The 24,934-nt window shown below is 66.3% G+C and carries 25 protein-coding genes; 8 read left to right on the forward strand and 17 right to left on the reverse strand.

Going from position 1 to position 24,934, the window contains the following annotated elements; all coding sequences use genetic code 11:
* Position 1 precedes the first annotated feature (1 nt).
* The 8 genes from AC1ROK_RS23880 to AC1ROK_RS23915 form a co-directional block, all read right to left on the reverse strand.
* A complete protein-coding gene (locus AC1ROK_RS23880; protein WP_492851595.1) occupies positions 2-874 on the reverse strand; it encodes an SMP-30/gluconolactonase/LRE family protein in 873 nt (290 codons plus the stop codon).
* Complete coding sequence (locus AC1ROK_RS23885) at positions 871-1,482, reverse strand: 2-dehydro-3-deoxy-6-phosphogalactonate aldolase (protein WP_492851597.1); 612 nt, start codon at positions 1,480-1,482, stop codon at positions 871-873. The genes AC1ROK_RS23880 and AC1ROK_RS23885 overlap by 4 nt, the downstream gene beginning before the upstream one ends.
* A 3-nt stretch (positions 1,483-1,485) precedes the next feature.
* On the reverse strand, positions 1,486-2,391 hold the full coding sequence (locus AC1ROK_RS23890) for a 2-dehydro-3-deoxygalactonokinase (protein ID WP_492851599.1): 906 nt from the start codon (positions 2,389-2,391) through the stop codon (positions 1,486-1,488).
* Positions 2,392-2,702: 311 nt separating this feature from the next.
* Positions 2,703-3,425, reverse strand: coding sequence for a transcriptional repressor LexA (lexA, locus tag AC1ROK_RS23895; protein WP_492851601.1), 723 nt, complete (start codon positions 3,423-3,425; stop codon positions 2,703-2,705).
* A 198-nt stretch (positions 3,426-3,623) separates the two neighbouring features.
* Positions 3,624-4,784 carry an MFS transporter gene (locus AC1ROK_RS23900; RefSeq protein ID WP_492851603.1) on the reverse strand — a complete coding sequence of 387 codons (1,161 nt, stop codon included), beginning with the start codon at positions 4,782-4,784 and terminating at the stop codon, positions 3,624-3,626.
* A 25-nt stretch (positions 4,785-4,809) separates the two neighbouring features.
* A complete protein-coding gene (locus AC1ROK_RS23905) occupies positions 4,810-5,568 on the reverse strand; it encodes a DeoR/GlpR family DNA-binding transcription regulator (protein ID WP_492851605.1) in 759 nt (252 codons plus the stop codon).
* Positions 5,569-5,626: 58 nt separating this feature from the next.
* Positions 5,627-7,000 carry a sensor histidine kinase gene (locus AC1ROK_RS23910; protein ID WP_492851607.1) on the reverse strand — a complete coding sequence of 458 codons (1,374 nt, stop codon included), beginning with the start codon at positions 6,998-7,000 and terminating at the stop codon, positions 5,627-5,629.
* Positions 7,000-7,671 (reverse strand): response regulator, encoded by a 672-nt coding sequence (locus tag AC1ROK_RS23915; RefSeq protein WP_492851609.1) that lies wholly within the window; start codon positions 7,669-7,671, stop codon positions 7,000-7,002. The genes AC1ROK_RS23910 and AC1ROK_RS23915 overlap by 1 nt, the downstream gene beginning before the upstream one ends.
* Positions 7,672-7,760: 89 nt before the next feature.
* Here AC1ROK_RS23915 and AC1ROK_RS23920 point away from each other — a divergent pair, with 89 nt between their 5' ends.
* The 8 genes from AC1ROK_RS23920 (at position 7,761) to cysW (ending at position 15,286) form a co-directional block, all read left to right on the forward strand.
* A complete protein-coding gene (locus AC1ROK_RS23920; RefSeq protein WP_492851611.1) occupies positions 7,761-8,828 on the forward strand; it encodes an ABC transporter substrate-binding protein in 1,068 nt (355 codons plus the stop codon).
* A gap of 254 nt (positions 8,829-9,082) precedes the next feature.
* Positions 9,083-10,033 carry a Bug family tripartite tricarboxylate transporter substrate binding protein gene (locus AC1ROK_RS23925; RefSeq protein ID WP_492851613.1) on the forward strand — a complete coding sequence of 317 codons (951 nt, stop codon included), beginning with the start codon at positions 9,083-9,085 and terminating at the stop codon, positions 10,031-10,033.
* 8 nt (positions 10,034-10,041) lie between these two features.
* Positions 10,042-10,596 (forward strand): tripartite tricarboxylate transporter TctB family protein, encoded by a 555-nt coding sequence (locus tag AC1ROK_RS23930; RefSeq protein ID WP_492851615.1) that lies wholly within the window; start codon positions 10,042-10,044, stop codon positions 10,594-10,596.
* The gene (locus AC1ROK_RS23935) at positions 10,596-12,113 is read left to right on the forward strand and encodes a tripartite tricarboxylate transporter permease (protein ID WP_492851617.1); all 1,518 of its coding nucleotides are present in this window, start codon (positions 10,596-10,598) and stop codon (positions 12,111-12,113) included. Before AC1ROK_RS23930 ends, AC1ROK_RS23935 begins: the two co-directional genes overlap by 1 nt.
* Before the next feature lie 93 nt (positions 12,114-12,206).
* Positions 12,207-12,362: a hypothetical protein gene (locus AC1ROK_RS23940; RefSeq protein WP_492851619.1), complete on the forward strand. Its 156-nt coding sequence runs from the start codon at positions 12,207-12,209 to the stop codon at positions 12,360-12,362.
* 187 nt (positions 12,363-12,549) lie between these two features.
* Positions 12,550-13,548: a thiosulfate ABC transporter substrate-binding protein CysP gene (gene cysP / locus AC1ROK_RS23945; RefSeq protein ID WP_492851621.1), complete on the forward strand. Its 999-nt coding sequence runs from the start codon at positions 12,550-12,552 to the stop codon at positions 13,546-13,548.
* Between the two features lie 66 nt (positions 13,549-13,614).
* The gene (gene cysT, locus AC1ROK_RS23950) at positions 13,615-14,460 is read left to right on the forward strand and encodes a sulfate ABC transporter permease subunit CysT (RefSeq protein WP_492851623.1); all 846 of its coding nucleotides are present in this window, start codon (positions 13,615-13,617) and stop codon (positions 14,458-14,460) included.
* A complete protein-coding gene (gene cysW / locus AC1ROK_RS23955; protein ID WP_492851625.1) occupies positions 14,441-15,286 on the forward strand; it encodes a sulfate ABC transporter permease subunit CysW in 846 nt (281 codons plus the stop codon). The genes cysT and cysW overlap by 20 nt, the downstream gene beginning before the upstream one ends.
* A gap of 40 nt (positions 15,287-15,326) precedes the next feature.
* On the opposite strand, the gene AC1ROK_RS23960 is transcribed toward cysW, so the two are convergent.
* The 9 genes from AC1ROK_RS23960 to AC1ROK_RS24000 form a co-directional block, all read right to left on the reverse strand.
* Positions 15,327-16,712 (reverse strand): MFS transporter, encoded by a 1,386-nt coding sequence (locus AC1ROK_RS23960; RefSeq protein ID WP_492851627.1) that lies wholly within the window; start codon positions 16,710-16,712, stop codon positions 15,327-15,329.
* Between the two features lie 89 nt (positions 16,713-16,801).
* Positions 16,802-17,248, reverse strand: a complete 447-nt coding sequence (gene cueR / locus AC1ROK_RS23965) for a Cu(I)-responsive transcriptional regulator (protein ID WP_492851629.1) — start codon at positions 17,246-17,248, stop codon at positions 16,802-16,804.
* A gap of 64 nt (positions 17,249-17,312) precedes the next feature.
* Positions 17,313-18,518 (reverse strand): molybdopterin molybdotransferase MoeA, encoded by a 1,206-nt coding sequence (locus AC1ROK_RS23970; RefSeq protein WP_492851631.1) that lies wholly within the window; start codon positions 18,516-18,518, stop codon positions 17,313-17,315.
* Positions 18,515-18,979: a cyclic pyranopterin monophosphate synthase MoaC gene (gene moaC / locus AC1ROK_RS23975; protein WP_492851633.1), complete on the reverse strand. Its 465-nt coding sequence runs from the start codon at positions 18,977-18,979 to the stop codon at positions 18,515-18,517. Before moaC ends, AC1ROK_RS23970 begins: the two co-directional genes overlap by 4 nt.
* Positions 18,979-19,770 carry an indole-3-glycerol phosphate synthase TrpC gene (gene trpC / locus AC1ROK_RS23980; RefSeq protein ID WP_492851635.1) on the reverse strand — a complete coding sequence of 264 codons (792 nt, stop codon included), beginning with the start codon at positions 19,768-19,770 and terminating at the stop codon, positions 18,979-18,981. Before trpC ends, moaC begins: the two co-directional genes overlap by 1 nt.
* Positions 19,771-19,773: 3 nt before the next feature.
* Complete coding sequence (gene trpD, locus AC1ROK_RS23985; RefSeq protein ID WP_492851637.1) at positions 19,774-20,793, reverse strand: anthranilate phosphoribosyltransferase; 1,020 nt, start codon at positions 20,791-20,793, stop codon at positions 19,774-19,776.
* Positions 20,790-21,386 carry an anthranilate synthase component II gene (locus AC1ROK_RS23990; RefSeq protein ID WP_492851639.1) on the reverse strand — a complete coding sequence of 199 codons (597 nt, stop codon included), beginning with the start codon at positions 21,384-21,386 and terminating at the stop codon, positions 20,790-20,792. Before AC1ROK_RS23990 ends, trpD begins: the two co-directional genes overlap by 4 nt.
* 97 nt (positions 21,387-21,483) lie before the next feature.
* Positions 21,484-22,995 (reverse strand): anthranilate synthase component I, encoded by a 1,512-nt coding sequence (gene trpE / locus AC1ROK_RS23995; RefSeq protein ID WP_492851641.1) that lies wholly within the window; start codon positions 22,993-22,995, stop codon positions 21,484-21,486.
* Positions 22,992-24,866, reverse strand: a complete 1,875-nt coding sequence (locus tag AC1ROK_RS24000; RefSeq protein WP_492851643.1) for a peptidylprolyl isomerase — start codon at positions 24,864-24,866, stop codon at positions 22,992-22,994. The genes trpE and AC1ROK_RS24000 overlap by 4 nt, the downstream gene beginning before the upstream one ends.
* Positions 24,867-24,934: the final 68 nt, after the last annotated feature.

Raw genomic sequence — 24,934 nt, forward strand, 5'->3', positions numbered from 1 at the left:
CTCAGAGCTTGAGGAAGGGTTCGGCGATGCCGGGCACGTCGAGCGCCACGGCGAAGACGCTGCCGGCGTGCGGCTCGCGTTCAAGCTGCTCGGGCGTCATGTGCTCGCGCGCGGTGGTGATGTAGAGGGTCTTGAGGTCATTGCCGCCAAAGGCCGGACAACTCACCTGGCTGACGCCGGGGACCTCGACAACCTTGTCGAGCTTACCGTGGGGCGAGATGCGGATGACCTTGCCGCCACCCCAGCGCGCATTCCACAGATACCCCTCGGAATCGACCACTGAACCATCGGCGCCGCCGGGGCTCTCCATGGTGAAGAAGTCCTCCCACGGCCCGATCGGCAGGCCGGTCGCCGGGTCGGTGGCGCATTTGACGATCATCTTGCCGGAGTCGGTGAAGTAAGCGGTCCGGCCGTCGGGCGAAAAGCAGATCGAGTTCGGGATGCGGATGCTCTCGATCACCTTGGTGGTCTGCCCGGCACGATACTGGTAGACGCCGCCGACACCGGCTTCGGCCTTGCGGCCCATGGTGCCGATCCAGAAGCCGCCGGCGCGGTCGACGCGGCTGTCATTGGTGCGGTTGGTCGGAACGTCGCCTTCGATCTCGGCGATGACCGAGGTCGTATCGGTAGCGAAGTCGTAGCGGAGCAGGGCGCCCGACTGGGCGATGGCAAGGCTCTGTTTGTCGATCACCGCACCGGCGCTGACCGTGTCCTTGAACGTGATGCGGTCGACGATGTGGCCATCGGTCCCGGCACTCAGCATGGTCTGGTTGAGGATATCGAACCAGAACAGGCGTTCGAGCAGCGGGTGCCAGAACGGGCCTTCGCCCAGCTCGCAGCGGCTGTCGACAAAGAGCTCGGCCTTGGTGTTCATCGCGGTTTTCCCTGGTCATAGGCAGCGACGGCCGCGGTGGCGCGCAATGCCACATCCGCGGCGGACATGCCGGGTTTGAAAATGTAGGTGCCGAGACCGAAGCCGGCGCAGCCGGCGGCGAAGTACTCGGTGAAATTATCGGGATTGGCGCCCCCGACGGCGTAGAGCGGAATGTCTGATGGCAGTACGGCCTTCATCGCCTTGATGCCCTTGGGGCCCAGCACTTCGGCCGGGAAGAACTTGAGGCCCGTGGCGCCAGAGCGGATGGCAGTGAAAGCGTCGGTGGGCGAGAACACGCCCGGATACGAGGTCATGCCGCGCTCGATCGTGGCGCCGATCACGGCCGGATTGGTGTCTGGCGAGACGACGAACTGGCCGCCGGCATCAGCAACGGCGTCGACATCGGCGCGGCTCAGCACGGTGCCGGCGCCGATCAGCGCGCGGCCCTCGAACACTTTTGCGGCGTCCTCGATGGAGCGCAGCGCCTCCGGCGAGTTCAGCGGCACCTCGATCATGGTGATGCCGGCGAGCACCAGGGCGTCGCAGACTTCGAGGGTTTCGGGAGGGGTGATGCCGCGAAGGATCGCGATGATGTGGCGGTGGGTCATGGTCTATGCCTGTCTTGCAGCCTTGAGGCCGGCGAGGGTGGCGTCGGTTGCATCGATGATGCGGGTGCTGGCGCCCAGCCGGGCGAAAGCCATCTGGTAGAGCCCGCAAAGGCCGACGCTGCCGACCAATGGGATCTCGGCTTCGCCGATCCAGTCGCGCTGGCCGCCGATCTCGGCGCCGATGAGCAACCCCGAGAGGAAACCGGCGCACCACGGTGCACTGCGTCCTGAGAGGAGCGAACCGGCGCGAACCTTGAACAGCGTGGCAGTCAGCCGCTCGGGACGTTCCAACCCCTGATCGAGGCCGGCTTCGAAGCCGCGCTCCCGGTCTTCGCCCTCGAGTTCGCCACCCAGCGAGTGACGCAGCACCGAGTGGGTGCGCAGCAGTTCGAAGATCTCGCCGGTCATGGCGCTCGAGAAGCGCTCCAGCCTGGTGCCGCAGAGCAGCGCCCATTTGCTGTGGGTGCCGGGCATCACCGCCAGGCCGGAGAACCCCGGGAGCAACGACGACAGGCCCAGCAACTGGGTTTCCTCGCCGCGCATCACGTCTTCGGCGCCGACATCACGCAGGCAGACGCCGGGAAGAATGCGGGGGGTTAGCGGGCCGGGCATGTCGGGCGCCACCGCGCCCTGTGCAAGGCGGCCGAGCTCGGCCGGGGCGTCGAGATAGGGGGCCTCGATCCAGCCTTGCCGGGCACCGGCCATGCCGCAGATCAGCACGTCTTCGATGTCCTCGGCGACACCGCTGAGCAGCGAGGTCAGCACATCGGGGTACTGTTCGCGGCTGAGGCGACCCATGCCATCCGGCGACGAGCGCGCGAAGGCGATCTCGCCGCCGGCGTCGATGCCCCATGCGCGCAGATTGGAAGTGCCCCAATCAACGGCAACCCATTCGACCTCTGCTGCCAAAACCTTCTCCCTGGCGCTGCATGTTTGCTGCGCACCGCCATGCCGCTAAAGCGCGATCGGGAAGGTTGTCCACTCTCCTGGTACGATCGCGACGGCCATTTGCATGGCGGCGCTGCCTGAAGACACCTGAGGCCTCCTGTGGCGGCGCGGACCGTACCGTCTTTGCCGGGCCGACCCTAGTGCAATAATCGGCCGGCCAATCTGTTTTCCCAAGAAAGGACCGCGGTTTCATAAGAAAGCAGCGCAGCTTCAAAGAAAAAGGGCCGGCAAGCTGCCGACCCAAGGACCCAGTTGGCGGAGGGGTCAGTAAATCAGTACTTGCGCAGCAGGCCGACCAGCCGGCCCTGCACCTTGACCCGGTCGGGCGGGAAGATACGGGTCTCGTAGGCCGGGTTGGCCGCTTCGAGCGCAACGGAATTGCCGCGACGGCGGAGCCGCTTCAGGGTCGCTTCCTCGTCATCGACAAGGGCGACGACGATCTCGCCGGTCGAAGCCGCGTCCTGCTTCTTGATCAGCACGGTATCGCCATCGAAGATGCCGGCGTCGATCATCGAGTCACCGCGCACTTCGAGTGCATAGTGCTCGCCTGGCCCGAGCATTTCGGGTGGCACCATGATGGTATGGCTGTGGGTCTGGATCGCTTCGATCGGCGTGCCCGCTGCGATGCGGCCCATCACCGGGATGGTCACGGCCCGGTAGGAGTCGGCGTTGACCACGGGCGCCGATGGGCGCGCCGGAGGTGTTGCCACCTTGCCGAGGTTGCCTTCGATGACCGAGGGCTCGAAGCGAGCCTTGCGGCCGCCGAGTGACGGGTTCATCGAATCCGGCAGCTTGATCACTTCGAGCGCCCGGGCCCGGTTGGGCAGGCGCCGGATGAAGCCGCGCTCTTCGAGCGCAGTGATCAGCCGATGGATACCGGACTTGCTCCTCAGGTCGAGCGCGTCCTTCATCTCATCAAACGAGGGCGGGATACCGGACTCCTTCATCCGCTCGTGGATGAACATCAGCAGTTCGTGTTGCTTGCGCGTCAGCATGGGCGGCTCCGTGAGCAGAATCGGAACAAAGACTGAACGTGTTATACGTGTTCCAGTTATGTTCTGCAATCGAGCGGTGAATATTGCGTTACGAGCCCGCCGATTTGGGGGCTTTTGTCCTCGTGAGAGCTGTTGGCAAGAAGGGCTCCCAGCACTCGGACCGGTGACCGCGGACGGTCTGCCGGTCCGCGGCCGTCGCTATTTCGCGACCTTGTAGCTTGCCGCCACCATCAGCATGGCGGCAGAGAGCAGTACGAAGGCGAAGGGCAGAGTGGCAAGGTGCGCTACGAACCCGATCAGTGCGGGACCGGCGAGCAGACCGAGATAGCCCAGCGTACTGACTGCGGTGATCGCGAGGCCGGGCGACATGTCCCTGGTGCGACCGGCAGCCGAGAACAGCACCGGCACGAGGTTGGAGGCGCCGACGCCGACGAGGAAGTAGCCGACGAGGCCGGCATGGGCTGAGGGAACCAGCAGCACCACGGCAAAGCCGATGGCGCCGATCAAGCCGCCAAGCACGATGACGCGCCGCTCGCCCAGCGCCATCCGGATACGATCGCCGGCGAGCCGTCCGCCGGTCATCGCTACCGCGAACGCGGCATAGCCGAGCCCGGCGAGACCGATATCGGCGCCGCGGACCGAGGTCAGGAACACCGCGCTCCAGTCGAGCACCGATCCCTCAGCGAGGAAGGTCAAGAGGCACAGGATGCCGAGCAGCAGCACGCCGCCCTTGGGCAGAACGAACAGCGGCGACTTCTCCTGCCCATTGTCGCCATAGGGCAGCAGCCCGCCCAGCGACAAGCCAACCAGCAGCAGCGACACGACGCTGACGGCGATAGCCGCCACCAGCGGCGACAGGCCGCCCAGCGCCAGCAAGGCGCTCATGCCACCGGCCCCGGCGATGCCGCCGAGGCTGAACAGGCCGTGGAAGCCGGACATCATCGGTCGGCCGCTGTCGCGCTCGACCCTCACCGCCTGGATGTTCATCGCCACGTCGACGGTGCCCAGCGAGGCGCCGAACACGGCGATGGCGACCGCCATGCTGAGCCAGCTGTCGGCGATAGCGAGGAACGGGAAAGCCCCGATCATGATGATCGAGGCGACGGCGATCACGGCGCGGCAGCCCCACTTGGCAGTCAGGATGCCGGTGATCGGCATGGCGAGAATCGAGCCCAGCCCCAGGCACAGCAGCAAGAGCCCGAGCGCGCCTTCGTCGAGCCCGAGGCGGAGTTTGGCCAGCGGCACCAGTGGGGCGAAGCCAGCCATGACGATGCCGACAACGAGGAAGATCACCCGGGTGGCGATCTGCTCGCGGCGAGCAGATGGGAGGCGGTGAGTGGCGATCGTGGTGGCGGTCACGGCGGAGATCCAGTGCGGCTTGAAATCAGGTGGCGTGGTGGACGGTGGTGCCTTGCGTCGCGAAGTCCTCGAGCAGGCCGGGATCGGCGTCGCCTTCGACCACCAGGTGGGTCAGCGCCTCGGGCCTCGCGATCCGGAACGGCGCAGCGAGGCCAAGCTTGTCGGCGGTCGCGGCGACCACCAGGGCGCGGCTCTGCATCACCATGGCACGCTTCACTTCGGCCTCGACGGCATCGAGGGCGGAGACCCCGAACGTCAGGTCGATGGCGCAAGTCCCGAGGAACACCAGATCGGCGTAGATGGCCTCGATTGCCTCGACCGTGGTGTTGCCGCTGACGCTGCCCAGTTCGCCGTTGTAGATGCCGCCGAGCATGATGATGGTGACGTGCTCGTGGTCAGCGAGCGCCGCGGCGATGGCAGGTGCGTTGGTGACGACCGTCAGCTCCATGCTGCGGGGAATGGCGCGGGCGATGGCGTAGTTGGTGCTGCCGGCGTCGATGAACACGGTGTGCCGCGGCTGCAGCAGCTTCACGGCTTCAGCCGCCAGCCGGGTCTTGGCATCGGCATCTTTCTCCACCCGGGCCGAGATCGGCAGCGCCACCGGTGCCGGGGCGAGAGCGCCGCCATGGACGCGCCGGCAGTAGCCGGCCTTGGCGAGTTCGCGCAGGTCGCGCCGGACCGTGTCCTCCGACACGCCGAACCGTGCAGCAAGTTCAGTGGCGACGACGCGCCCATCGCTCAGCAGCAGGGCGCGGATCACATCGTGGCGTTCATCGGTGAGCATGTGCGACTCCATGCATGTTCATGCACGATATTGCACGAATATGCACGATCGGCAACAGCTACCGATCTTGGCTCGCGGCTGGCAGATGGAGTTGGACTCTGAAGCCGCCGCCGGGCGGTGCGGCCACGGTGAGCTCGCCTCCGAGCAGCGTAGCGATTTCTTCGACGATCGGCAGGCCGAGCCCGGCGCCGGGCTTGTCGCTATCGCCACGGCTGAAGCGCTTGCGGACGGCGGCAAGCTGTTCGGGCGCAACGCCTTTGCCGGTATCGGCAACCTCGAGTAGCAAGTCTTCCGCGGCGACGACACGCACCGTCGCCTCGGCACCCGGGCCGGCATAGGCGATGGCGTTCTCGATCAGGTTGCTGAGCAATTCGCCCAGCAGCATCGGGTCGCCGCGGACCAGGGCAGGGCCGTTGCCGTCAAAGCCGAGGTCGATTTCGGCGGCATGAGCGCGGACGACGTAGTCGCCCGTGCGTTCCCGTGCAAGTTCGTGCAGATCGACGATCGGGAACTGCAGGCGGTCGGAGGCGGCCTCGTCAATGCGGGCGAGCAACAGGAGCTGCGCCAGGACGCGCTCGGCATGCACCACCGCGGCGTCGGCGGTCCGCGCAGCTTCGCGCGCCGCGGCGGGCGTCTCGGCGCGAAGCGCCAGCGCCAGTTGTGTGCGGATGATGGTCAGCGGTGTGCGGAGCTGGTGGCTGGCATTGCCGGTGAAGTGCCGCAGCGCCTCGAGCGCCGCCGACAGCCGCGTCATGAACGAGTTGATGGTATCGACCAGCCCCTGCACCTCGCGCGGCACCTCCTGCTCGATCGGGCTGAGATCGTCGAGCGCTCGCCGGGAGATGGCGTCGCGCAGCCGGTAGAGCGGGGCGAGCGAGAACCCGACAGCCAGCCACAGGATCACCGCCGCTGCGAGAATCAACAGGGCGAGGCGGATGGCGGAGCGCACCAGCAGGGTCTGGGTCAGCTGGGTGCGCGCAATCGTGGTTTCGGCCACCGTCACGGTGAAGGGGATGGCGCTGACGCCTGATGATGCCGCCCGTCGCAGCACCGCGACCCGGATCGGCTCACCCCGGAAGCTGGCATCGGAATAGGCGATGTCGGCCGTCGCGTTCTCAGAAGTCGGTAGCGTCTGGTAGCCGGTGATGAAGCCCTCCGGGCCATCGACTCGGTAAAATACCCGGTCCTGCGCCGCCGAGGTCAGCATTTCCAACGCCACATAGGGCACGTCGACCTCGAGCGCCCCGTCCTCGGTAACGATCACCCGCTCGGCGATCGCCAGCACCGAGCCGGCGAGCACGCGGTCCGACAGCGAGGTGGCGGTGTCCCGGGCTTCGCGCCAGGTATCGACCACGGCCAGCGCCGCCACGGCCAGCAGCGCCACCATCAGCCACAGCAGCAGGCGTCGGCGCAGCGAATAGGGCCGCGCCATCAATCGACGATCCGGTCGAGATAGTAGCCGAGCCCACGCGCGACGCGCACCGTGAGGGCATATGGCGCCAGCCGCCGGCGGAGTCGTGAGATGTACTGCTCGACCGCGTTCTCGCTGAGGTCGTCGTCGAAGGCGGCCAGCGACTCGATGATCGATTGCTTGGCCACCACCTTGCCGGCCTTGCGCAGCAGTGTTTCGAGCACGCTCAGCTCGCGCGCCGGGATATCGAGCGTCTGCCCGAAGGCCGACAGGGTGCGCGATACGGTATCGAGCTCGATGCTGCCGTAGGCGATGCTGGAGTTGTGCAGCCCGGCCTGCCGGCGCAGCAGCACGCGGATGCGGGCCTCCAGTTCCGACACTTCGAACGGCTTGGTCATGTAGTCGTCGGCGCCAAGATCGAGGCCGCGCACCCGTTCGTCGAGCGCGCCGCGGGCGGTGAGCACCAGCACCGAGGAGGGGTTTCGGCGGCCTCGCATGCGACGGAGCACGTCGAGCCCGTCCATTTCGGGCAGGCTCAGGTCGAGCACCACGAGATCGAAGGTTTCGGTGGTCAGCACCGCATCGGCAGAGACCCCGTCATGCACCACATCGACGGCATAGCCGGCGACGCGCAGCACCGCGGCGAGGCCGTCGGCCAAGGTCCGGTTGTCTTCCACCACCAAGATACGCATTACTCGCTCCCCGCGCCCACGGTAGTTTGAGCGTGGCGTGTTGCCCATAGCCCTTGTGGAGCGGGCAGGGGAGCGGGCATGGTCGCGCCATGCTGCGTCTGGTCGCCATTCTCCTGCTGCTCGTTACCTCTCCAGCCCTGGCCCAGGGGATGAAGGTGTTTCCGGCGCTCGGCGGAGCGGCCGATGCGCGAACGGTGACGGTGTACTCGTCGCTCGACGAGCCGCTGGCGCGTCCGATGATCGCAGCATTCCAGGCGGCCAACCCCGACATTGCCGTGGCCTACGAAGACCTTCAGACCGTCGATATCTACGACCGCGTCGTCGCCGAATCCGATGCCGGCGGTCCTACCGCCGATTTTGCCTTCTCCTCGTCGATGGACCTGCAGGTGAAGCTGGCCAACGATGGTTACGCGCAGGAGAGCAGCGTGCCGCTGTCGGCGAGCTGGCCGCGTTGGGCCAATTGGCGCAACACCGCCTATGCGCTGACTTACGAGCCCGCGGTGTTCATCTACCACAAGCCGAGCTTTGCCGGGTCGAAGCCGCCTACGACGCGGGCCGAACTGATCCAGTATCTCGAGGCCAATGCCGATGCGATCCATGGCCGCATCGGCACCTACGACATCGAGCGCTCCGGCGTCGGCTTCATGTTCTTTTCGCGTGACCAGGAGCAGTATTCGGACCTCTGGACGCTGGTCGGCGCCATGGGCGCGGCGGGGGTAAAGCTCTACTCGACCACCTCGGCGATCGTCGATCGCGTCGCCGATGGCCGGTTCGTCTTCGGCTACAATATCCTCGGCTCCTATGCAGCCGAGGCGGCGGCGCGGAACCCCGATCTCGGCATTGTCCTGCCGGCCGACTACACCATCGTCACCTCGCGCATCGGGCTGGTGCCGAAGGCCGCGGCCAACCCGGACCTGGGCCGCCGCTATCTCGCCTTCTTCATGTCGGCCGAAGGGCAGACGATCATGGCGCAACAGCTGCAGATCGCGGCGCTCAACCCCAGCGTTACCGGTGACAACACCGCCAACGCCATGCAGCAGGCGTTGGGCAATCAGCTCCGGCCGGTGCCGGTCAGCCCCGGGCTGATGGTCTATCTCGACCAGGTGAAGCGGGCCCGGCTGATCCGGCGCTGGAACGACGCGCTCAGCATCCAGTAGGTAGGGCGCACCCACATCGCCTCCGCCTTCCGCCCTCAAGGTGCAGGGCGCGTCAGCTTCACGACAGCTTGCTGTGGTCTGGTCGAGCCTGGCCGAGGCGCAACAGCGTCCGGCCGAGGAGTCTGGGAGGACCCCGCAGTTTTGATCAGCGTTGCCGCAACCGTGCGGCAGCTCGTGCTGTTTCATCGCGGGGCATTCCCCAGGATTGAAATAACGACGGTCGGCAGCGTGCCGGCCGCATTGGAGGACAAGCAATGAAGCATCTCGTCGCGACTGCCTTGCTGGCTGGCGCCTTGGCGCTGCCGACTGCGGCCTTTGCCGCCGACTATTCGATCATGGCGCCGGCCGCGCCCGGCGGCGGCTGGGACCAGACCGCCCGCTCGATGCAGGAGGCGCTGACCGCCGAGGGCATTTCCGGCAACGTGCAGGTTACCAATGTGCCGGGCGCCGGTGGCACCATCGGCCTTGCGCAGTTCGTGCAGGAGGCCAATGGTAACCCGTCAAAGCTGATCGTCGGTGGCTATGTGATGGTCGGCGCCATCCTCACCAACAAGGCCCCGGTGACCCTCGACGCAGTGACGCCGATTGCTCGCCTCACCGGCGAATACGAAGTGATCGTCGTACCGGCGGCTTCCGACATCCAGGACCTCGCCGGTCTCGTCGCCAAGCTGAAGGCCGATCCCGGCTCGGTATCATGGGCCGGCGGCTCGGCCGGCGGCACCGACCACATCACCGCGGGCCTCTTCGCCAAGGCCGTCGGGGTCGATCCCAAGCTGGTCAACTACGTCGCCTTCTCTGGCGGCGGTGAAGCGCTCGCCGCCGTGCTCGGCAGCCAGGTGACGGTGGGCATTTCCGGCTATGGCGAATTCCAGTCGCAGGTGGAAGCCGGTGCGCTGCGCGTCATCGGCGTTTCGTCGCCGGAGAAGGTGGCGATCATCAACGGGCCGACCTTCAAGGAAGGCGGCGTCGACCTGGTGGTGCAGAACTGGCGCGGCGTGTGGGCCGGTCCGGGCCTCAGCGCCGAACAGACCGCCGCGATCGGCGCCGACATCGAGAAGATGGTGAACTCGGCATCGTGGACGAAGATCCTCGAGACCAAGGGCTGGACCAATACCTACCTTGCCAGCGACGCGTTCAAGACCCAGTTGGCCACCGAGATCGCCGCCACCGAGGCAATTCTCAAGGACGTCGGTCTCGTGCAATGATCGAGCCCATGGCTCAGGCAAACAAGCAGCGCCGCCCTGACTGGGCGGCGCTGGTCATCGCTGCGGGTCTCATGGCTCTCGCGCTGTTGATTGCGTGGGACGCCTCGCGGCTGGGTGCCGGTGGCGCCTATGCCCGGATCGGACCCCAGACCATTCCGTATGTGATCGCGACGTGCCTCGGCGGCCTCGCAGTGTGGACGGTTATCGCCGCCTATCGGCACGATTTCCCCGAGCGCGAGCAGCAGGACTTGCCGCCCGTGCTATGGATCGTCGGCGGGCTGGTCGCGCAGATGGCGCTGATCAAATACGCCGGCTTCTCGATCGCCACCGGCATTCTGTTCGCCATGACCGCCCGCGCCTTCGGAGCCCGGCGGCTTTGGTTCAGCGTTCCTGTCGGCATCCTGCTGTCGGGCCTGGTGTGGCTCATCTTCGCCCGCGCGCTGTCGCTCACCCTGCCGACCGGCCCGCTTGAGCTGGCGCTGACCGGTCTGATGGAAACGCTGGTGCAGTTCGTCACGCTGGTAGTTACCGGCATTCTCGGCTTCTTCAGGAGCTTCGCCTGATGGATACCTTCATGCTGCTCTGGCAGGGCCTCGCGGTCGCCGTGCAGCCGATCAATCTGCTCTACGCGCTGGTTGGTGTGACGCTCGGCACCGCCGTCGGCGTGCTGCCGGGGATCGGACCGGCGACCACCGTGGCGCTGCTGCTACCGGTCACTTACAAGCTCGATCCGGCGGGCTCGCTGATCATGTTCGCCGGAATCTACTACGGCGGTATGTATGGCGGCTCGACCACCTCGATCCTGCTCAATACCCCGGGTGAAAGCGCCTCGATCGTCACGGCGCTCGAGGGTAACAAGATGGCCAAGGCGGGCAGGGGCGGGCCGGCCCTCGCCACCGCCGCCATCGGCTCGTTCGTTGCCGGCCTGATCGCCACCATCGCGCTGGCCTTCCTCGCCCCGGGGGTGGTGAAGTTTGCGCTGGCCTTCGGGCCGCGCGAGTATTTCGCGCTGATGGTGCTGGCCTTCGTCACCGTCTCGGCGGCGTTCGGCGATTCCGCCTTGCGCGGACTGACCTCGCTGTTCATCGGCCTGACGCTCGGCATTATCGGCATTGACCTGCAGACCGGGCAGGCGCGGCTGAGCTTCGGCATCCCCGACCTGCTCGACGGCGTGGAAGTCACGACGCTGGCGGTCGCCATGTTCGCCATCGGCGAGACGCTGTTCGTCGCCGCACAGGGAAAGCGCGCTCCCGAAACGGTGGAGCCGGTGCGCGGCTCGCTGTGGATGAGCGCCAAGGACTGGGCCCGGTCTTGGAAGCCGTGGCTGCGCGGCACTGTCATTGGCTTTCCGATCGGCGCCATGCCAGCCGGCGGCGCCGAGATCGGCACGTTCTTTTCCTATGCGGCGGAAAAGAAGCTTTCCAAGCACCCCGAGGAGTTCGGGCACGGCGCCATCGAAGGCGTGGCCGGCCCGGAGGCTGCCAACAATGCGTCCGCCGCCGGCACGCTGGTGCCGCTGCTGACGCTGGGGCTGCCGACCTCGGCCACCGCAGCCATCATGCTGGCTGGTTTCCAGCAATACGGCCTGCAGCCCGGCCCTCTGCTGTTCACCTCGAACCCGCAACTGGTCTGGGGCCTGATTGCCAGCCTGTTGATCGCCAACCTGATGTTGATCGTCCTCAATCTGCCGCTGATCGGGCTGTGGGTGAAGCTGCTCACCATCCCGAAACCCTGGCTCTATGCCGGCATCCTGCTGTTCGCGACGCTCGGCACCATCGGCGCCAACCCCTCGGTGTTCGAGCTCGGCATGCTGCTGGCCTTTGGCCTGCTCGGTTATGGCCTCAGGCTGTTCCACTTCCCGATTGCGCCGGTGGTGGTGGGTCTGATTCTCGGTCCGATGGCCGAGCAGCAGTTGCGGCGAGCCCTCGCCATTTCGCAGGGCGACGTGCTGGTGCTGTTCACCTCGCCGATCTCGGCGACGCTGCTGGCGCTTGCGGCCTTGGCGCTGATCGTGCCGCTGATCCTGAGGGCCCGCGGCAAGGGCGAGGTGCTCGCGGCGGTTGCTGCCGACAACGACTGACGCCTGCAACACGCGCATGGCTTGCCTGCCTCCACGCCCACTGCTGTAGGCAGGCGAGACTCCCCATCTGAGGAGGAACGAAAGGACCTCCCGATGACCCGCAAACCGAGCCTGTTCCGCGACCTGTTCGAGATGTTCGGCGCTGCAAATGCCGCCGCGGCCGCGACGCACGAGCATCGTGCTCCCAGCGCCCGTGACCTGCGGACTCTCGGCATCGAGCCGAAGCAGTTCCGCGCCATTGGTCGCTGACGACCGGCCAATCCCTCCGAAATGACGTTGCGCTGCCGGTCCGTCCCACGCAACGCGATGCTATTCGCCTCGGCCGCGGGGAATAAGTCCTCCGGATCAATGCACTAGGCTTTGACGCGAGCCATCGGTTTCGTGTTTCTCGCCTCACCGAATCCTCGGTTCATTCCGATTTTTCCGCTGGGGCATAATGAACAAGCTTTTCACCGCGGCCGTTGCCGCCATCCTGCTGGGCACCGCGCCGGTGCTGGCGCAGACCACCGAAATCCTCAACGTCTCCTACGATATCTCGCGCGAGTTGTTCGACGCGGTGAACGCCAAGTTCGTCCCGTCCTACAAGGCCTCGGCCGGCGCCGACGTGAAGGTGAACCAGTCGCATGCGGGCTCGTCCAAGCAGGCCGGCCTGATCCTCGAGGGTCTTGAGGCCGACGTGGTGACCTTCAACCAGGTGATCGACGTCGACACCCTCGCCAAGGGCGAGTTCGTCGCCGCCGACTGGAAGACCAAGTTCGAGAACAACGCCTCGCCGTTCTACTCGCTGCCGGCCTTCCTCGTGCGTGAGGGAAACCCCAAGGGCATCAAGGACTGGGCAGACCTTGCCCGCGATGACGTCAAGATCATCTTCCCCAACCCCAAGACCTCGGGCAATGGCCGCTACACCTATCTCGCCGCCCGCGCCTGGGCGACCGAGGCGTTTGCCGGCGACGAGGCCAAGATCGAGGAATACCTCAAGAAGGTGTTCTCGAACGTTCCGGTGTTCGAGACCGGCGGCCGCGCAGCAACCACCACTTTCGTCGAGAACAAGATCGGCGACGTGCTGATCACCTTTGAGGCTGAAGTGCTCGGCACCATCAAGCAACTGGGCGACGACCAGTATGACGCGGCAATCCCGTCGGTCAGCCTGCTCGCCGAGTTCCCGGTCGCCGTCGTCGACAAGGTGGTCGACAGGCGCGGCACCCGCGAGATCGCCACCGCTTACCTCAACTACCTCTATTCGCCCGAGGGGCAGGATATCGCCGCCGCGCTGTTCCACCGTGTGCACGAGGCAGCGGCCGTCGAAAAGTACAAGGCGCAGTTCCCCGAGGTGCGCCTCGTGACCGTCGAGGACGTGTTCGGCGGCTGGGACAAGATAAAGGCCGACCATTTCGCCGAAGGCGGCCTGCTCGACAAGGTGTTCGTCAACCAGTAGGGCCGGGCTTTGACCAGCCTCGATACGGCGCGGGAAACTCCCCGCGCCGTTGCCTTTGGAACGCGCTTGCCGAAGGCGCGAAAGCCCGGTCGCAGGCATCTGCTGCCGGGCTTCGGGCTGACCTTCGGCATCACCGCGCTCTATCTCGTCCTGATCGTGGCACTGCCGCTTGCAGCGATGCTGCTCAAGACCTTCAGCCTCGGTTGGCCGGAGTTCTGGCGCATCGTCTCGTCGCCGCGCGCCATCTCGGCCTATTGGATCACCTTCTCCTCCGCCGCCGCTGCTGCCGTATTCAACGGCTTTTTCGGCCTGCTGCTGGCCTGGGTGCTGGTGCGCTACGAGTTCCCCGGCAAGCGCATCATCGATGGGTTGGTCGACCTGCCATTCGCACTGCCCACCGCCGTCGCCGGCCTGGCGCTGGTGACGCTGTTCGGTCCCTCCGGCTGGTACGGGCAGATCCTCGTGCCGCTGGGGATCACTGTCACCCACGCGCAGCTCGGCATCATCGTCGCCATGGCCTTCACCTCGCTGCCCTTCGTGGTGCGCACGGTGCAGCCGGTGCTCGAGGACATTCCCGAGGACGTGCAGGAGGCGGCGCGGCTGCTCGGCGCGACGCCGTTCCAGGTGTTCTCGAGGGTCATCCTGCCGTTGATCCTGCCGGCCTTCACCACCGGTGTGGTGCTGTGCTTCGCCCGCGCCATCGGCGAGTTCGGCGCCGTGGTGTTCATCGCCGGGAACCTGCCGGGGATGACCGAGATCGTCTCGTTGCTGATCTTCATCCGGCTCGACGAGCACAACTACCCAGCCGCGGCGGCGCTCGCCACCGTGCTGCTGGCGACCGCGTTCGTTACCCTGTTCCTCACCAACCTGCTTCAGGCCTGGCAGCTCCGCTATGCAGATAAATCCCGCTGACGCGTCGCTCCCGGCCGATCCGCGCCGCCCGCAATCCGCGGTGGCGTGGGGGCTGATCGGGCTCGCCTACCTGATGGCCGGCGTCGTGCTGCTGGTGCCGCTGGTGCTGATCGTCGTCACCGGGTTTCGCGAGGGCGTCGGCGTTTATCTGGGCAACATCGTCGAACCCGAAACAGTGCACGCGATCTTTCTCACCGTGCTGGCGGCGATCGTCGTGGTGCCGATCAATGTCGGGTTCGGTATCGCCGCCGCATGGCTGGTGACGCGCTACGAATTCCGCGGCAAGCGGCTGCTGATCACCTTCATCGAGATCCCGTTCTCGGTCAGCCCGATCGTCGCCGGTGTGATCTACTTGTTCCTCTATGGCGGGCAGGGGCTGCTCGGCCCGTTCCTCGCACAGTTCGACGTAAAACTGATGTTCACGGTGTGGGCGATCTTCCTCGTCTCGCTGTTCGTCACCTCGCCGTTCGTGGCGCGCGAGCTGATCCCGCTGATGCAGCAGCAGGGCGGCGAAGACGAGGAGGCGGCGCTGTCGCTGGGCGCCAACGGCCGGCAGATCTTCTGGCACGTGACGCTGCCCAACATCCGCTGGGCGCTGCTCTATGGCGCGGTGCTGTGCAACGCCCGGGTGATCGGCGAGTTCGGTGCGGTCTCGGTGGTTTCAGGCGCCATCCGGGGCCAGACCAACACACTGCCGCTGCAGATCGAGCTGCTGTTCAACGATTTCAACGTCACCGGCGCCTTCGCCGCCGCCTCGACGCTGGCGTTGCTCGCGGTGCTCACCATCGTCCTCAAGTCGGTGCTGGAGCGGAAGACCAGGCACTAGCGGTGGATTGAGGCCCGGCGCGACGCCGGGCCCATTCTCGCTACTCCGCGGCTGCCGCCTGCGTGGCCGGGGTGCCGCTGATGAACAGCAGCGCGGCCAGCGCGGCGACCGCCGCGACGATCATTGCCCCGAAGAATGCCGCCTGGAAGCCGGCCAGCAGGTCCGAGCCGCTTCCAGCGGCTACCGCCACCATGGCAGCGAGGCCGATGGCCGAGCCGATCTGGTAGGTGGTGCTGATCAGGCCCGAAGCGAGGCCGGTCTGTTCAGGGCGAACGCCCGACATGCCCGCCATCGTTGCCGGGATGTAGGCGAGCGCCATGCCGAGAGCGGCCAGCATGGAGGCCGGCAGCACATCCGTCCAGAAGTCGCCGTCGGCCGGTACGCGGGTGAACAGGAACAGCGCGACGGCCATGGCGAGCAGCCCGGCGACGAGGTTCGCCTTGATGCCGAAGCGGCCGACCAGCCGGCCCGACAACCAGACCATCAGCACCATGATGGTGACGGTCATCGGCACCAGCGCCAGGCCGCTATAGAGCGCCGTGAGGCCCAGCACCTGCTGCAGGTAGAGGTTGAGGTAGAACCACAGCGGGATCCACGCCGCACCGAGCAGCGCCATCAGCAGGTTGGCCGCGGCAAGATTGGGCGTCGCAAAGATCGACAGTGGCAGCAGCGGCTGCCGACCTACGGCCTGCAGCACGATGAAGCCGACGAACAGCAGCGCCGCGACGCCCAACAGGCTCAGTGTCGTGGGCGAGGACCATTGGCCTGGTCCGGTGGTGACGATGGCGTAGACCGCCAGCGACAGTGCCCCGGTGATGGTGATGGCGCCGAGCCAGTCGATCCGGCCGATGCCGCCATGCACCCGCGGCAACAGGGCAGGGGTCAGCAGCAGCACCAAAGCGCCGAGCGGCACGTTGACGAGGAAGGTCCACGGCCAGCTCAGCCATTCGGTGATGACGCCGCCAAGGAACACGCCGGCCGTGCCACCGGCGGCAGCGGCCGCGCCCCAGACGCCGAAGGCCTTGCCGAGCTCGCGCCCATCATGCGCGAACAACTGCATCAGCAGCACCAGCGCGGATGGCGCGATGAGCGCGGCGCCAACACCCTGGATAGCCCGGCCGGCGATCAGCACGGCCTGAGAGCTCGCAACACCGGCAAGAATCGAGGCTGCGGTCAGGATGACAAAGCCGAGCGCGAACATGCGGCGCGCGCCGAACACGTCGCTCAGCTTGCCGCCGAGCAGTAACAGGCCGCCAAAGGCGACGACATAGGCATTGAAGATCCAGCTCAGGTTCTCGGCCGAGAAGCCGAGCTGGGTCTGGATCGCCGGCAGGGCGACGCCGACGATCGAGGTATCGAGAATGACGATGAACTGGGCGGCGCTCAGCAGCGCCAGGCCCCACCACCGCCGTGGATCGGGTTGCATTGGAAAGGTCCTTTCGACTGTTCCCGCGCGGGGAGTCGCGCGGCATCGATCGAGGTGCCTAAGGGTTCCAATGTTTGGAGGGTCAAGCCTCAGTGCAACGAGGCAACGCCGAAGCGTGGGCGTTGCGCCGGACGGCCCGCTAGCGGGACCGCAGCCGCGATCTTCTCGATGATCGGGCAGCTCGGTCGGTCGTCGCCGTGGCAGGTGTCGGCCAGGTGCTGCAACGTCTCGCTCATCGCGGCGAGGGCGCGCGCTTTCTCGGCCAGTACTGCAATATGCGAGCGGGCGATCGCCTTGACGTCGGCGCTGGCCCGGTCACGATCGCGCCACAGCGTCAGCAGGTCGCGCATCTGCTCGACCGAGAAGCCCAGGTCGCGGGCGCGGTTGATGAAGCGCAGCGTATGCAGATCGTCGTCGAGATAGACCCGATAGCCGGACTCGGTCCGGTGCGGTGCGGCGACCAGCCCGATCGATTCGTAGTAGCGGATCATCTTGGTCGAAATGCCGGTGGCCTTGGCGGCCTGTCCGATGTTCATACTGTGCCTCCTTCTCAGCAGGAGGCGGGTACACCTTCCCATAATGGGAAGGTCAAGCGCCGGCTCAGCCCCAGCTGAGCGGGATCACGTCGACGATCTCGCCCGGCGGCACGCCCGGCGAGTCTTCCGGCACCACGATCAACGCGTCGGCCAGCGCCAGCGAGGTCGAGTGGCTCGAGTCGGTCTCGAAGATCGGCTCGACCTGCAGGAAGCCGATATCGTTGCGGCTGAGCGTCGCCCGCATGAAGTGGCGGCGCGGCCCGTTGGGCGGCAGGCCGAGCAGGGTGGGCACGCCGATGCGGGGCCAGAACGGATCGATGTGGCCGGTCAGCGCCCTCAGCGCCGGCTTCAGGATGACCGTCGCGGTCACCAGTGCCGAGACCGGATTGCCGGGCAGGCCGAACACCAGCGTCTTACCGCGGGTACCGAACATCAAAGGCTTGCCCGGTCGCATCCTGAGCTTCCAGAAATCCACTTCGACGCCGAGGTCGCGCAGCACGTCCTGGACGTAATCGCGCTCACCGACGCTGGCGCCGCCAGTGGTGACCAGCATGTCGACGCCCTGGTCGAAGGCGCTTAACAGGGCCGCCTCGAGCTTCAGCTTGTCGTCGGCCACGATGCCGAGGTCGATCACTTCTTCGGCCCAGGGCGCCAGCAGCGGGATCAGCCCGTAGGTGTTGGAAGCAATGATCTGGTCGGGCCCGAGCGGCGTGCCCGGGGCCACCAACTCGTCGCCCGTCGCCAGTACGGCGATCCTGGGGCGGCGCGTCACGGTCAGCGTCGGGTGGTTGGCGGAGGCCGCGAGGTTGAGCATGGCCGGCGTCAATGCGACGCCCGCCGGCAACAGCTCGGCGCCGCGCTTGAAGTCAAAGCCCTGCTTGCGGACACTCTGGCCGGATTTTGGCACCTTCTCGAAGCTGATCTGGTTACCCTTGGCCGTCGCCTCTTCCTGCATGATCACCGCATCGGCGCCGATCGGCAGGGGCGCACCGGTGAAGATGCGGACGCACTGGCCGTGCTCCATCATACCGACAAAGCGGGCGCCGGCCTGTGAGGTTCCGGCCAGTTTCAGCGGCCGGCCGGGAACCACCTCGGCGGCGCGTACGGCGTAGCCGTCCATGGCGCTGGCATCGAACGGCGGCTGGCTGTGCCGCGCCACCAGCGGCTGGGCGAGCACGCGGCGATGCGCCCGGGCCAGCGGCACCGCCTCGCTGCCGAGCTTCGGGAGCTTCCTGAAGATCCGCTCGATGGCTTCGTCGACCGGCATCATCGGTGGAAATCACCCGACTTGCCGCCCGATTTCTCCTCGAGCTGGATCGAGGTCACCCGCATGGCGCGGTCATGCGACTTGGCCATATCGTAGAGGGTCAACGCGGCGACCGAGGCCGCCGTCATCGCCTCCATCTCGACGCCGGTCTGCGCCGTCGTCTCGGCAGTAGCAGTCACCACCAGGGCAGGGCCGTCGCCTTCGATCTCGACGCTCACCTTGGTCAGCGGGATCGGGTGGCAGAGCGGGATCAGCTCGGAGGTCTTCTTCGCGGCCATGATGCCGGCGATACGGGCAACGGCCAGCGCGTCGCCCTTTTTCAGCGCGCCGCCAAGGATCAGAGCCACTGTCTCGGGTTTGGCTTCCAGCCGCGCCGTCGCCACCGCCCGGCGGCGTGTCACGGCCTTGTCGCCGATATCGACGATATGCGCTTCCCCCCGCTGGTTGAGGTGGGTGAGCGCCATCAGCCGTGCAGCAGCTTGATGGTTGCAGCGGTGACGTCGCTCTGCCGCATCAGGCTCTCGCCGACGAGGAACGTGCCGATGCCGGCATGCTCGAGCTTCACCAGGTCGGCATGGGTGTTGACGCCGCTTTCCGATACCAGGTGCACGCCCTGCGGCACCCCGCCGGCAAGGGTCACCGAGGTGTTGAGCGTCGTCTCGAAAGTGCGGAGATTGCGGTTGTTGATGCCGATGAACTCGGCGTTCAGCCCCAGCGCCCGGTCGAGCTCGATCTGGTCGTGCACTTCCACCAGCGCATCCATCCGCCATTCCTCGGCGGCATCGAGCAGGTAGCGCGCGGTGTCGTCGTTGACTGCCGCGAGGATGATCAGGATGCAATCCGCACCCCAGGCGCGGCTCTCGGCCACCTGGTAGGTCTCGAACAGGAAATCCTTGCGCAGCACCGGCAGCTTGGTGGCGTTGCGCGCCTCGATCAGGTAGCCCGGCGCGCCCTGAAAGCTCGGGCGGTCGGTGAGCACGGAGAGGCAAGAGGCGCCACCCAGTTCATAGGCCCGGGCGATCTCGGCCGGGTTGAAATCGGGACGGATCAGGCCCTTGGAGGGGCTCGCCTTCTTCACCTCGGCGATCAGCGCGAACTGGTTCTCGGCCCGCTTCTTTTTCAGCGCCGAGAGGAACCGCCGAACCGGCGGCGCGTCATGCGCTTCGGCGACCACCTCGTTCCAGGGCCGGAGGGTCTTCGCCGCGGCGATCTCCTCGCGTTTGTAGACTTCGATCTGCGAGAGGATGTCGGACATGGATCAGCTGTTCGATACGGAAATGAGTTTGTCGAGCGTCAATTTGGCGCGGCCGGAATCGATCTCGCGGGCCGCAAGGTCCGCTCCCAGCTTCAACGTGTCGGCACGGCCGGCGACGATGAAGGCGGCGGCGGCGTTGAGCAGCACGATGTCGCGATAGGGGTCTTTCACCCCATCCAGCAGCCCGCGCAGCCGCGAGGCGTTGTAAGCCGGATCGGCGCCTTTGAGGTCGGCCATGGTGGCGCGCGGCAGGCCGGCATCTTCCGGGGTGATCTCGAAGCTGCGCAGGTCCCCGCCCTTGATCGAGGCGACGAAGCTCGGGCCGGTGGTCGAGAGCTCGTCGATGCCATCGGCGCCATGCACGACCCAGGCCGAAATGGCGCGGTTGGCGAGCAGCGCCGCCGCGACCGGTTCAACCCACTTCTTGTCGTAGACGCCCAGCATGTAGCGACGCGCGCCGGCCGGGTTCGACTGCGGCCCCAGGAGGTTGAACATCGTGCGGGTGCCCATCTCCATGCGAGCGGGGCCGACATGCTTCATCGCCGGATGGTGCGCCGGCGCGAACATGAAGCCGATTCCGGCCTCCCGGATGCACTGGCTGATCTTGTCGGGCCCGATATCGGTCTTGATGCCGAGCGCCTGCAGTACATCGGAGGCTCCCGACCGCGAGCTCAGTGCGCGGTTGCCATGCTTGGCCACCGGAACGCCGGCGCCCGCCACGACGATCGAGGTGGCGGTCGAGATGTTCAGCGTCTCCGCGCCGTCGCCACCGGTGCCGACGATATCGATGATGCTGTCCGGGGCGTCGACCGCCACCGGCACCATCTTGTCCCGCAGGATCGAGACGGCTGCAGCGATCTCGCCGACCGTCTCGCCCTTCACCCGCATGCCCATCAGGAACGCACCGATCTGGCTGGGCGTCGCCTCGCCATCCATGATCGTGGTCATCACCGAGCGCATCTCCTCGCCGGTCAGATCCTGGCGCGAGGCGATCTTGTTGAGAGCTCCCTTGATATCCATCACGCGGCCTTCCTGAGGTTGAAGTCGCGGGCGAGGTTGAGGAAGTTCTGCAGGATCGCGTGCCCGTTTTCCGACGCGATGCTCTCGGGGTGGAATTGCACGCCGTGGCTTGGGTAGTGCCGGTGCTGCATGCCCATGATCAGCCCGTCATCGGTAGAGGCGGTGACCTCCAGCACGTCCGGCAGGCTCTGCGGCCTGACGATCAGCGAGTGGTAGCGCGTCGCCTCGAAGCCGGAATTCAGCCCACGGAACAGGCCCTTGCCGCTGTGATTGATCTTCGAGGTCTTGCCGTGCATCAGGTGCGGCGCGCGGATCACTTCACCGCCCATCGCCTGGCCGAGCGCCTGGTGCCCCAGGCACACCCCGAGGATCGGCGTCGTCGGCGCAAAGCGCTCGATCAGGCTGAGGCAGATGCCGGCCGTATCGGGGGTGGCGGGACCCGGCGACAGCACGATGGCTTGGGGAGCGATCGCCGCGACCTGATCGAGGGTGATCTTGTCGTTGCGCCACACCTCGGACTGGCCGCCCAGTTCGCCCAGGAAGTGGACGAGGTTGTAGGTGAAGCTATCGTAGTTATCGATGACGAGGAGGCGCATGTCTCAGGTTCCAGGCTCGGACGTTATGTAAACACCGGGTCATTCCCGCGAAAGCGGAAATCTCAGAATCAGAGCTGCCCCCGCCATCGTAGAGTGCTCATTGGCCGACCCGCGCTTCACCGGCGTAGCGGAGCGCCTCTTCGGCGGCGCTGAACAGGGCGCGGGCCTTGTTCTCGCACTCGAGCTGCTCGAGCTCGGCCTTGCTGTCAGCGACGATGCCGGCGCCCGACTGTACGTAGATCTTGCCGTTCGAGACAATCGCGGTGCGCAGGACGATGCAGGTGTCCATCGTGCCGTCGGCGCCGAAGTAGCCGACGCAACCGCCATAGATGCCGCGGCGCGATTTCTCGAGTTCGTCGATGATCTCCATCGCCCGGACTTTCGGGGCACCCGAAACGGTGCCGGCAGGGAAGCCGGCAGCCAGCGCATCGACGAAATCGTATTTCGGGTCGAGGTCGCCCACGACGTTCGAGACGATGTGCATCACGTGCGAGTAGTACTCGAGGAAGAACTTGTCGGTAACCTCGACGCTACCGATCTTGGCCACCCGGCCGACGTCGTTGCGGCCGAGATCCAGCAGCATCAGGTGCTCGGCCAGTTCCTTGGGGTCGCTCAACAGCTCGTCGGCCAGTTCCTTGTCGCGGGTCGGCGTGGCGCCGCGCTTGCGGGTGCCGGCGATGGGGCGGATGTTGACCTTGCCATTCTGCACCTTGACCAGGATTTCCGGGCTCGAACCCGCGACGGCGAAATCGCCGAAATCCAGCATGTACATGTAAGGCGAAGGGTTGGTGCGGCGCAGCGCGCGATAGAGCGCCGTCGGCGGCAGAGTGAACTCGGCCTCGAAACGCTGGCTCAGCACCACCTGGAAGATGTCGCCGGCCCGGATGTACTCCTTGGCGTCCTCGACCATGCGGGCATACTGCTCGACGCTCGTATTGGACTTGACCGCGATGGAGTCGATATCGGGCGGCGTCGAGGTGTAGGGCAGGGTACGGCCCATACGGCCGACGGCGTCGTCGATGCGACTCTGTGCGCCTTCCCAGGCCTGTTTCGCGGTCACACCTGGGCGGACGTAGACTGGCGCGGTGAGATAGAGTTCGTCCTTCAGGGTGTCGAACACGGCGAGCACGGTCGGCCGCATCAGGATCGCCTCGGGGAAGCCGAGCGGATCCTCGTGGCGGTCCGGCAGCACCTCCATCAGCCGCACCATGTCGTAGCCCAGATAGCCGTAGATGCCCGCTGCGGTCGAGGGCAGCCCGGGCGGCACTTCGGCCTGGCTCTCCGCGACCAGGGCGCGCAGCACATCGAGCGGCGGCTCGCTGACCGGAGTGAAGGCGTCGGGCGTCAGGCCGGCATTGCGATTGATGCTGGCCTGGCCCTTCTCGACCTTGAGGATGATGTCCGGATCGAACCCGATCATCGAGTAGCGCCCGACCGTGGCGCCGTCCTGCACGCTTTCGAGCAGGAAGGTGTTCTTCCGCCCCTCGGCGAGCTTCAGGTAAGCACCGATCGGCGTTTCCAGATCGGCGACGACGCGCCGGAAGACGATCTGGGCGCGGCCGGCATCGTATCCCGCCGCGAAGGCGCCGTACTGGTCGTCAGCGGTCATTGCAGGGCGCCGGTATCGGTAAGCTGCTTGAGGACCTGCTCGTTGATCCTGAGGCCGGCTTCCGACTTCAGCCCGGTCAGCAGATCGCTGTAGAGCGCATCACGGCTCGATTCCTCGACGAACTTCTTGATGTCCGCTGTCTGGTCGGTAGTGCCCTGGTTCACTTCGACCACCTGGAACACCACGTGGTCGCCGTCGCCGTTCACCGCCGAGCCGAAATGCGTCGGGCCGCCGTTGAAGATCTCGTTGGCAACCGCCTGGTTCAGCACGGTGGTGCCGTCGCCCGAGCGCTTCAGCGGCTGGCTGAGGATCGGAAACTGGCCGATGCTGCGGGCGACGTCGGCAAATGCGGTGCCGGCCTTCACCTGCTCGAGAAGTTTCGCCACTTCAGCGGTGACGGCTTCGTCAGTCTTGGCGTTGGTCCAGGCAGCGATCACCGCGTCGCGGACCTCGTCGAGCGTCTGGTCACGCGCGTCCTCGACCTGCTTGAGGTCGAACCAGAGGTTGCGGGTCGAACTCAGCTGGATGGTCGGAGCAAGGTTGCCCTGCTCGGCCTTGAACACCGCGGTCGCGATGCGCTGCGCATCCTCAGGGCCGACGTCCGGGCTGTTGGCAAGCTCCGCGCCGGTTTCGGTCAGCGGGACGGTCACGGTGTGGAGGCCAAAGCGTTCGGCGATCTCCGGCAGCGGCTTGAACGCAGCGCGGAGCTCTTCGATCTGGTCGAGCACGTCGGTATATTCGTTGCGGGCCTGGGTGAGCGCCAACTGCTTGGCGATATCGGCCTTGGCGTCCTCGAGGCTGATGACGCCGCCAGGCTCGATCGCCGAAACGCTGACGGCGCGCTTCGAGCCAATGCCCTCGATGATGACGTAATCGTTCAGCGCCAATCCGAACGCCGCGTCAGCCAGGCTGCTGTCGGTGATCTCGGTCTTGCTGAGGTTGCCCAGATCCTGGGCCGTCGCACCGCTGGCGGCGAGCACGTCGGCGAACGGCGTGCCGGCGGCCTTGCCGTCGGTGAAGGCTTTCTCGAGCTCGGGCGTGTTGAGCACCACCTGCTTGACGGTGCGCCGCTCGATCTTCACGCGGCTGTCCTTGGTGCGTTCATATTCGGCCGCGACGTCTTCATCCGAAATGGTCTTGGTGGCGGCGATCGCCTCGGGCGACAGCGCCAGCAGCTCGATCGTACGAGTCGCCTTGGTGCGGAATTTGGCCTGGTTGTCCTTGAGATAGGTCGCCAGCTCTTCTTCCGTCGGTTCGGCAACCGGGGGCAGGGCCTGGGCGTTCAGGATGAAGTAATCAACCGTACGCGTGTCGCCGGAAAAGCGGGACAGCAGGTCGGTGGCGGTCGCAGGCGCGGGTGCACCGGAGAGCAAGCCGCTCACCAGTTGCTGGCGGCGCGCCGCCTTAGTCTGGAGGTCGAAATACTCAGCTTCGGTGAAGCCATTCTGCTGCAGCACGCGCAGGAAATTGCTGCGATCGAACGAACCGAGCGCGCTGGAGAAGCTCGGGTCCTCGCGCAGCATCTTGCCGAGGCGGTCCTCGGAGACGCCGAGGCCGAGATCCTCGCCGAGCTTGTTGACGGCAGCCTCACCGGCGAGCCGGTCGAGCACAGCCCCCGGCACGCCGAAGACGTTGGCTTCCTCGACGGTCGGCACACGGCCGATCTGCTGGGCGACGGCGTTGATCTGGGTATTGTAGGCGCGCTGATAGTCGCGAACCGAAATATCCTGTCCGGCGACGGTGGCTACCGTGTTCGTGCCGAAGCCGGTGATGACGTTCGAAATACCGAACCCCGCCAGGCCGACAATCAGAAAGGCGCCGAGAATCTTGCCGAACCAGGTCTTGGTCAGGTGGCGAAAGCTATCGAGCATCGAGACAAATCCAACAACAGCCGCCTCCCCGGCGGGCGGCGGATACTAGACAGGGTCGAGTTTGTGCC

This window comes from Devosia sp. GW821-FHT12F11, assembly GCF_058806655.1.

Bases quoted from the DNA above. Each gene is read 5' to 3' on its own strand.
- AC1ROK_RS23880 (WP_492851595.1), bottom strand. From the start codon at position 874: ATGAACACCAAGGCCGAGCTCTTTGTCGACAGCCGCTGCGAGCTGGGC.
- AC1ROK_RS23885 (WP_492851597.1), bottom strand. From the start codon at position 1,482: ATGACCCACCGCCACATCATCGCGATCCTTCGCGGCATCACCCCTCCC.
- lexA (WP_492851601.1), bottom strand. From the start codon at position 3,425: ATGCTGACGCGCAAGCAACACGAACTGCTGATGTTCATCCACGAGCGG.
- AC1ROK_RS23905 (WP_492851605.1), bottom strand. From the start codon at position 5,568: ATGCTCACCGATGAACGCCACGATGTGATCCGCGCCCTGCTGCTGAGC.
- AC1ROK_RS23910 (WP_492851607.1), bottom strand. From the start codon at position 7,000: ATGGCGCGGCCCTATTCGCTGCGCCGACGCCTGCTGCTGTGGCTGATG.
- AC1ROK_RS23915 (WP_492851609.1), bottom strand. From the start codon at position 7,671: ATGCGTATCTTGGTGGTGGAAGACAACCGGACCTTGGCCGACGGCCTC.
- AC1ROK_RS23920 (WP_492851611.1), top strand. From the start codon at position 7,761: ATGCTGCGTCTGGTCGCCATTCTCCTGCTGCTCGTTACCTCTCCAGCC.
- AC1ROK_RS23925 (WP_492851613.1), top strand. From the start codon at position 9,083: ATGAAGCATCTCGTCGCGACTGCCTTGCTGGCTGGCGCCTTGGCGCTG.
- AC1ROK_RS23930 (WP_492851615.1), top strand. From the start codon at position 10,042: ATGGCTCAGGCAAACAAGCAGCGCCGCCCTGACTGGGCGGCGCTGGTC.
- AC1ROK_RS23935 (WP_492851617.1), top strand. From the start codon at position 10,596: ATGGATACCTTCATGCTGCTCTGGCAGGGCCTCGCGGTCGCCGTGCAG.
- AC1ROK_RS23940 (WP_492851619.1), top strand. From the start codon at position 12,207: ATGACCCGCAAACCGAGCCTGTTCCGCGACCTGTTCGAGATGTTCGGC.
- cysP (WP_492851621.1), top strand. From the start codon at position 12,550: ATGAACAAGCTTTTCACCGCGGCCGTTGCCGCCATCCTGCTGGGCACC.
- cysW (WP_492851625.1), top strand. From the start codon at position 14,441: ATGCAGATAAATCCCGCTGACGCGTCGCTCCCGGCCGATCCGCGCCGC.
- AC1ROK_RS23960 (WP_492851627.1), bottom strand. From the start codon at position 16,712: ATGCAACCCGATCCACGGCGGTGGTGGGGCCTGGCGCTGCTGAGCGCC.
- cueR (WP_492851629.1), bottom strand. From the start codon at position 17,248: ATGAACATCGGACAGGCCGCCAAGGCCACCGGCATTTCGACCAAGATG.
- AC1ROK_RS23970 (WP_492851631.1), bottom strand. From the start codon at position 18,518: ATGATGCCGGTCGACGAAGCCATCGAGCGGATCTTCAGGAAGCTCCCG.
- moaC (WP_492851633.1), bottom strand. From the start codon at position 18,979: ATGGCGCTCACCCACCTCAACCAGCGGGGGGAAGCGCATATCGTCGAT.
- trpC (WP_492851635.1), bottom strand. From the start codon at position 19,770: ATGTCCGACATCCTCTCGCAGATCGAAGTCTACAAACGCGAGGAGATC.
- AC1ROK_RS23990 (WP_492851639.1), bottom strand. From the start codon at position 21,386: ATGCGCCTCCTCGTCATCGATAACTACGATAGCTTCACCTACAACCTC.
- trpE (WP_492851641.1), bottom strand. From the start codon at position 22,995: ATGACCGCTGACGACCAGTACGGCGCCTTCGCGGCGGGATACGATGCC.
- AC1ROK_RS24000 (WP_492851643.1), bottom strand. From the start codon at position 24,866: ATGCTCGATAGCTTTCGCCACCTGACCAAGACCTGGTTCGGCAAGATT.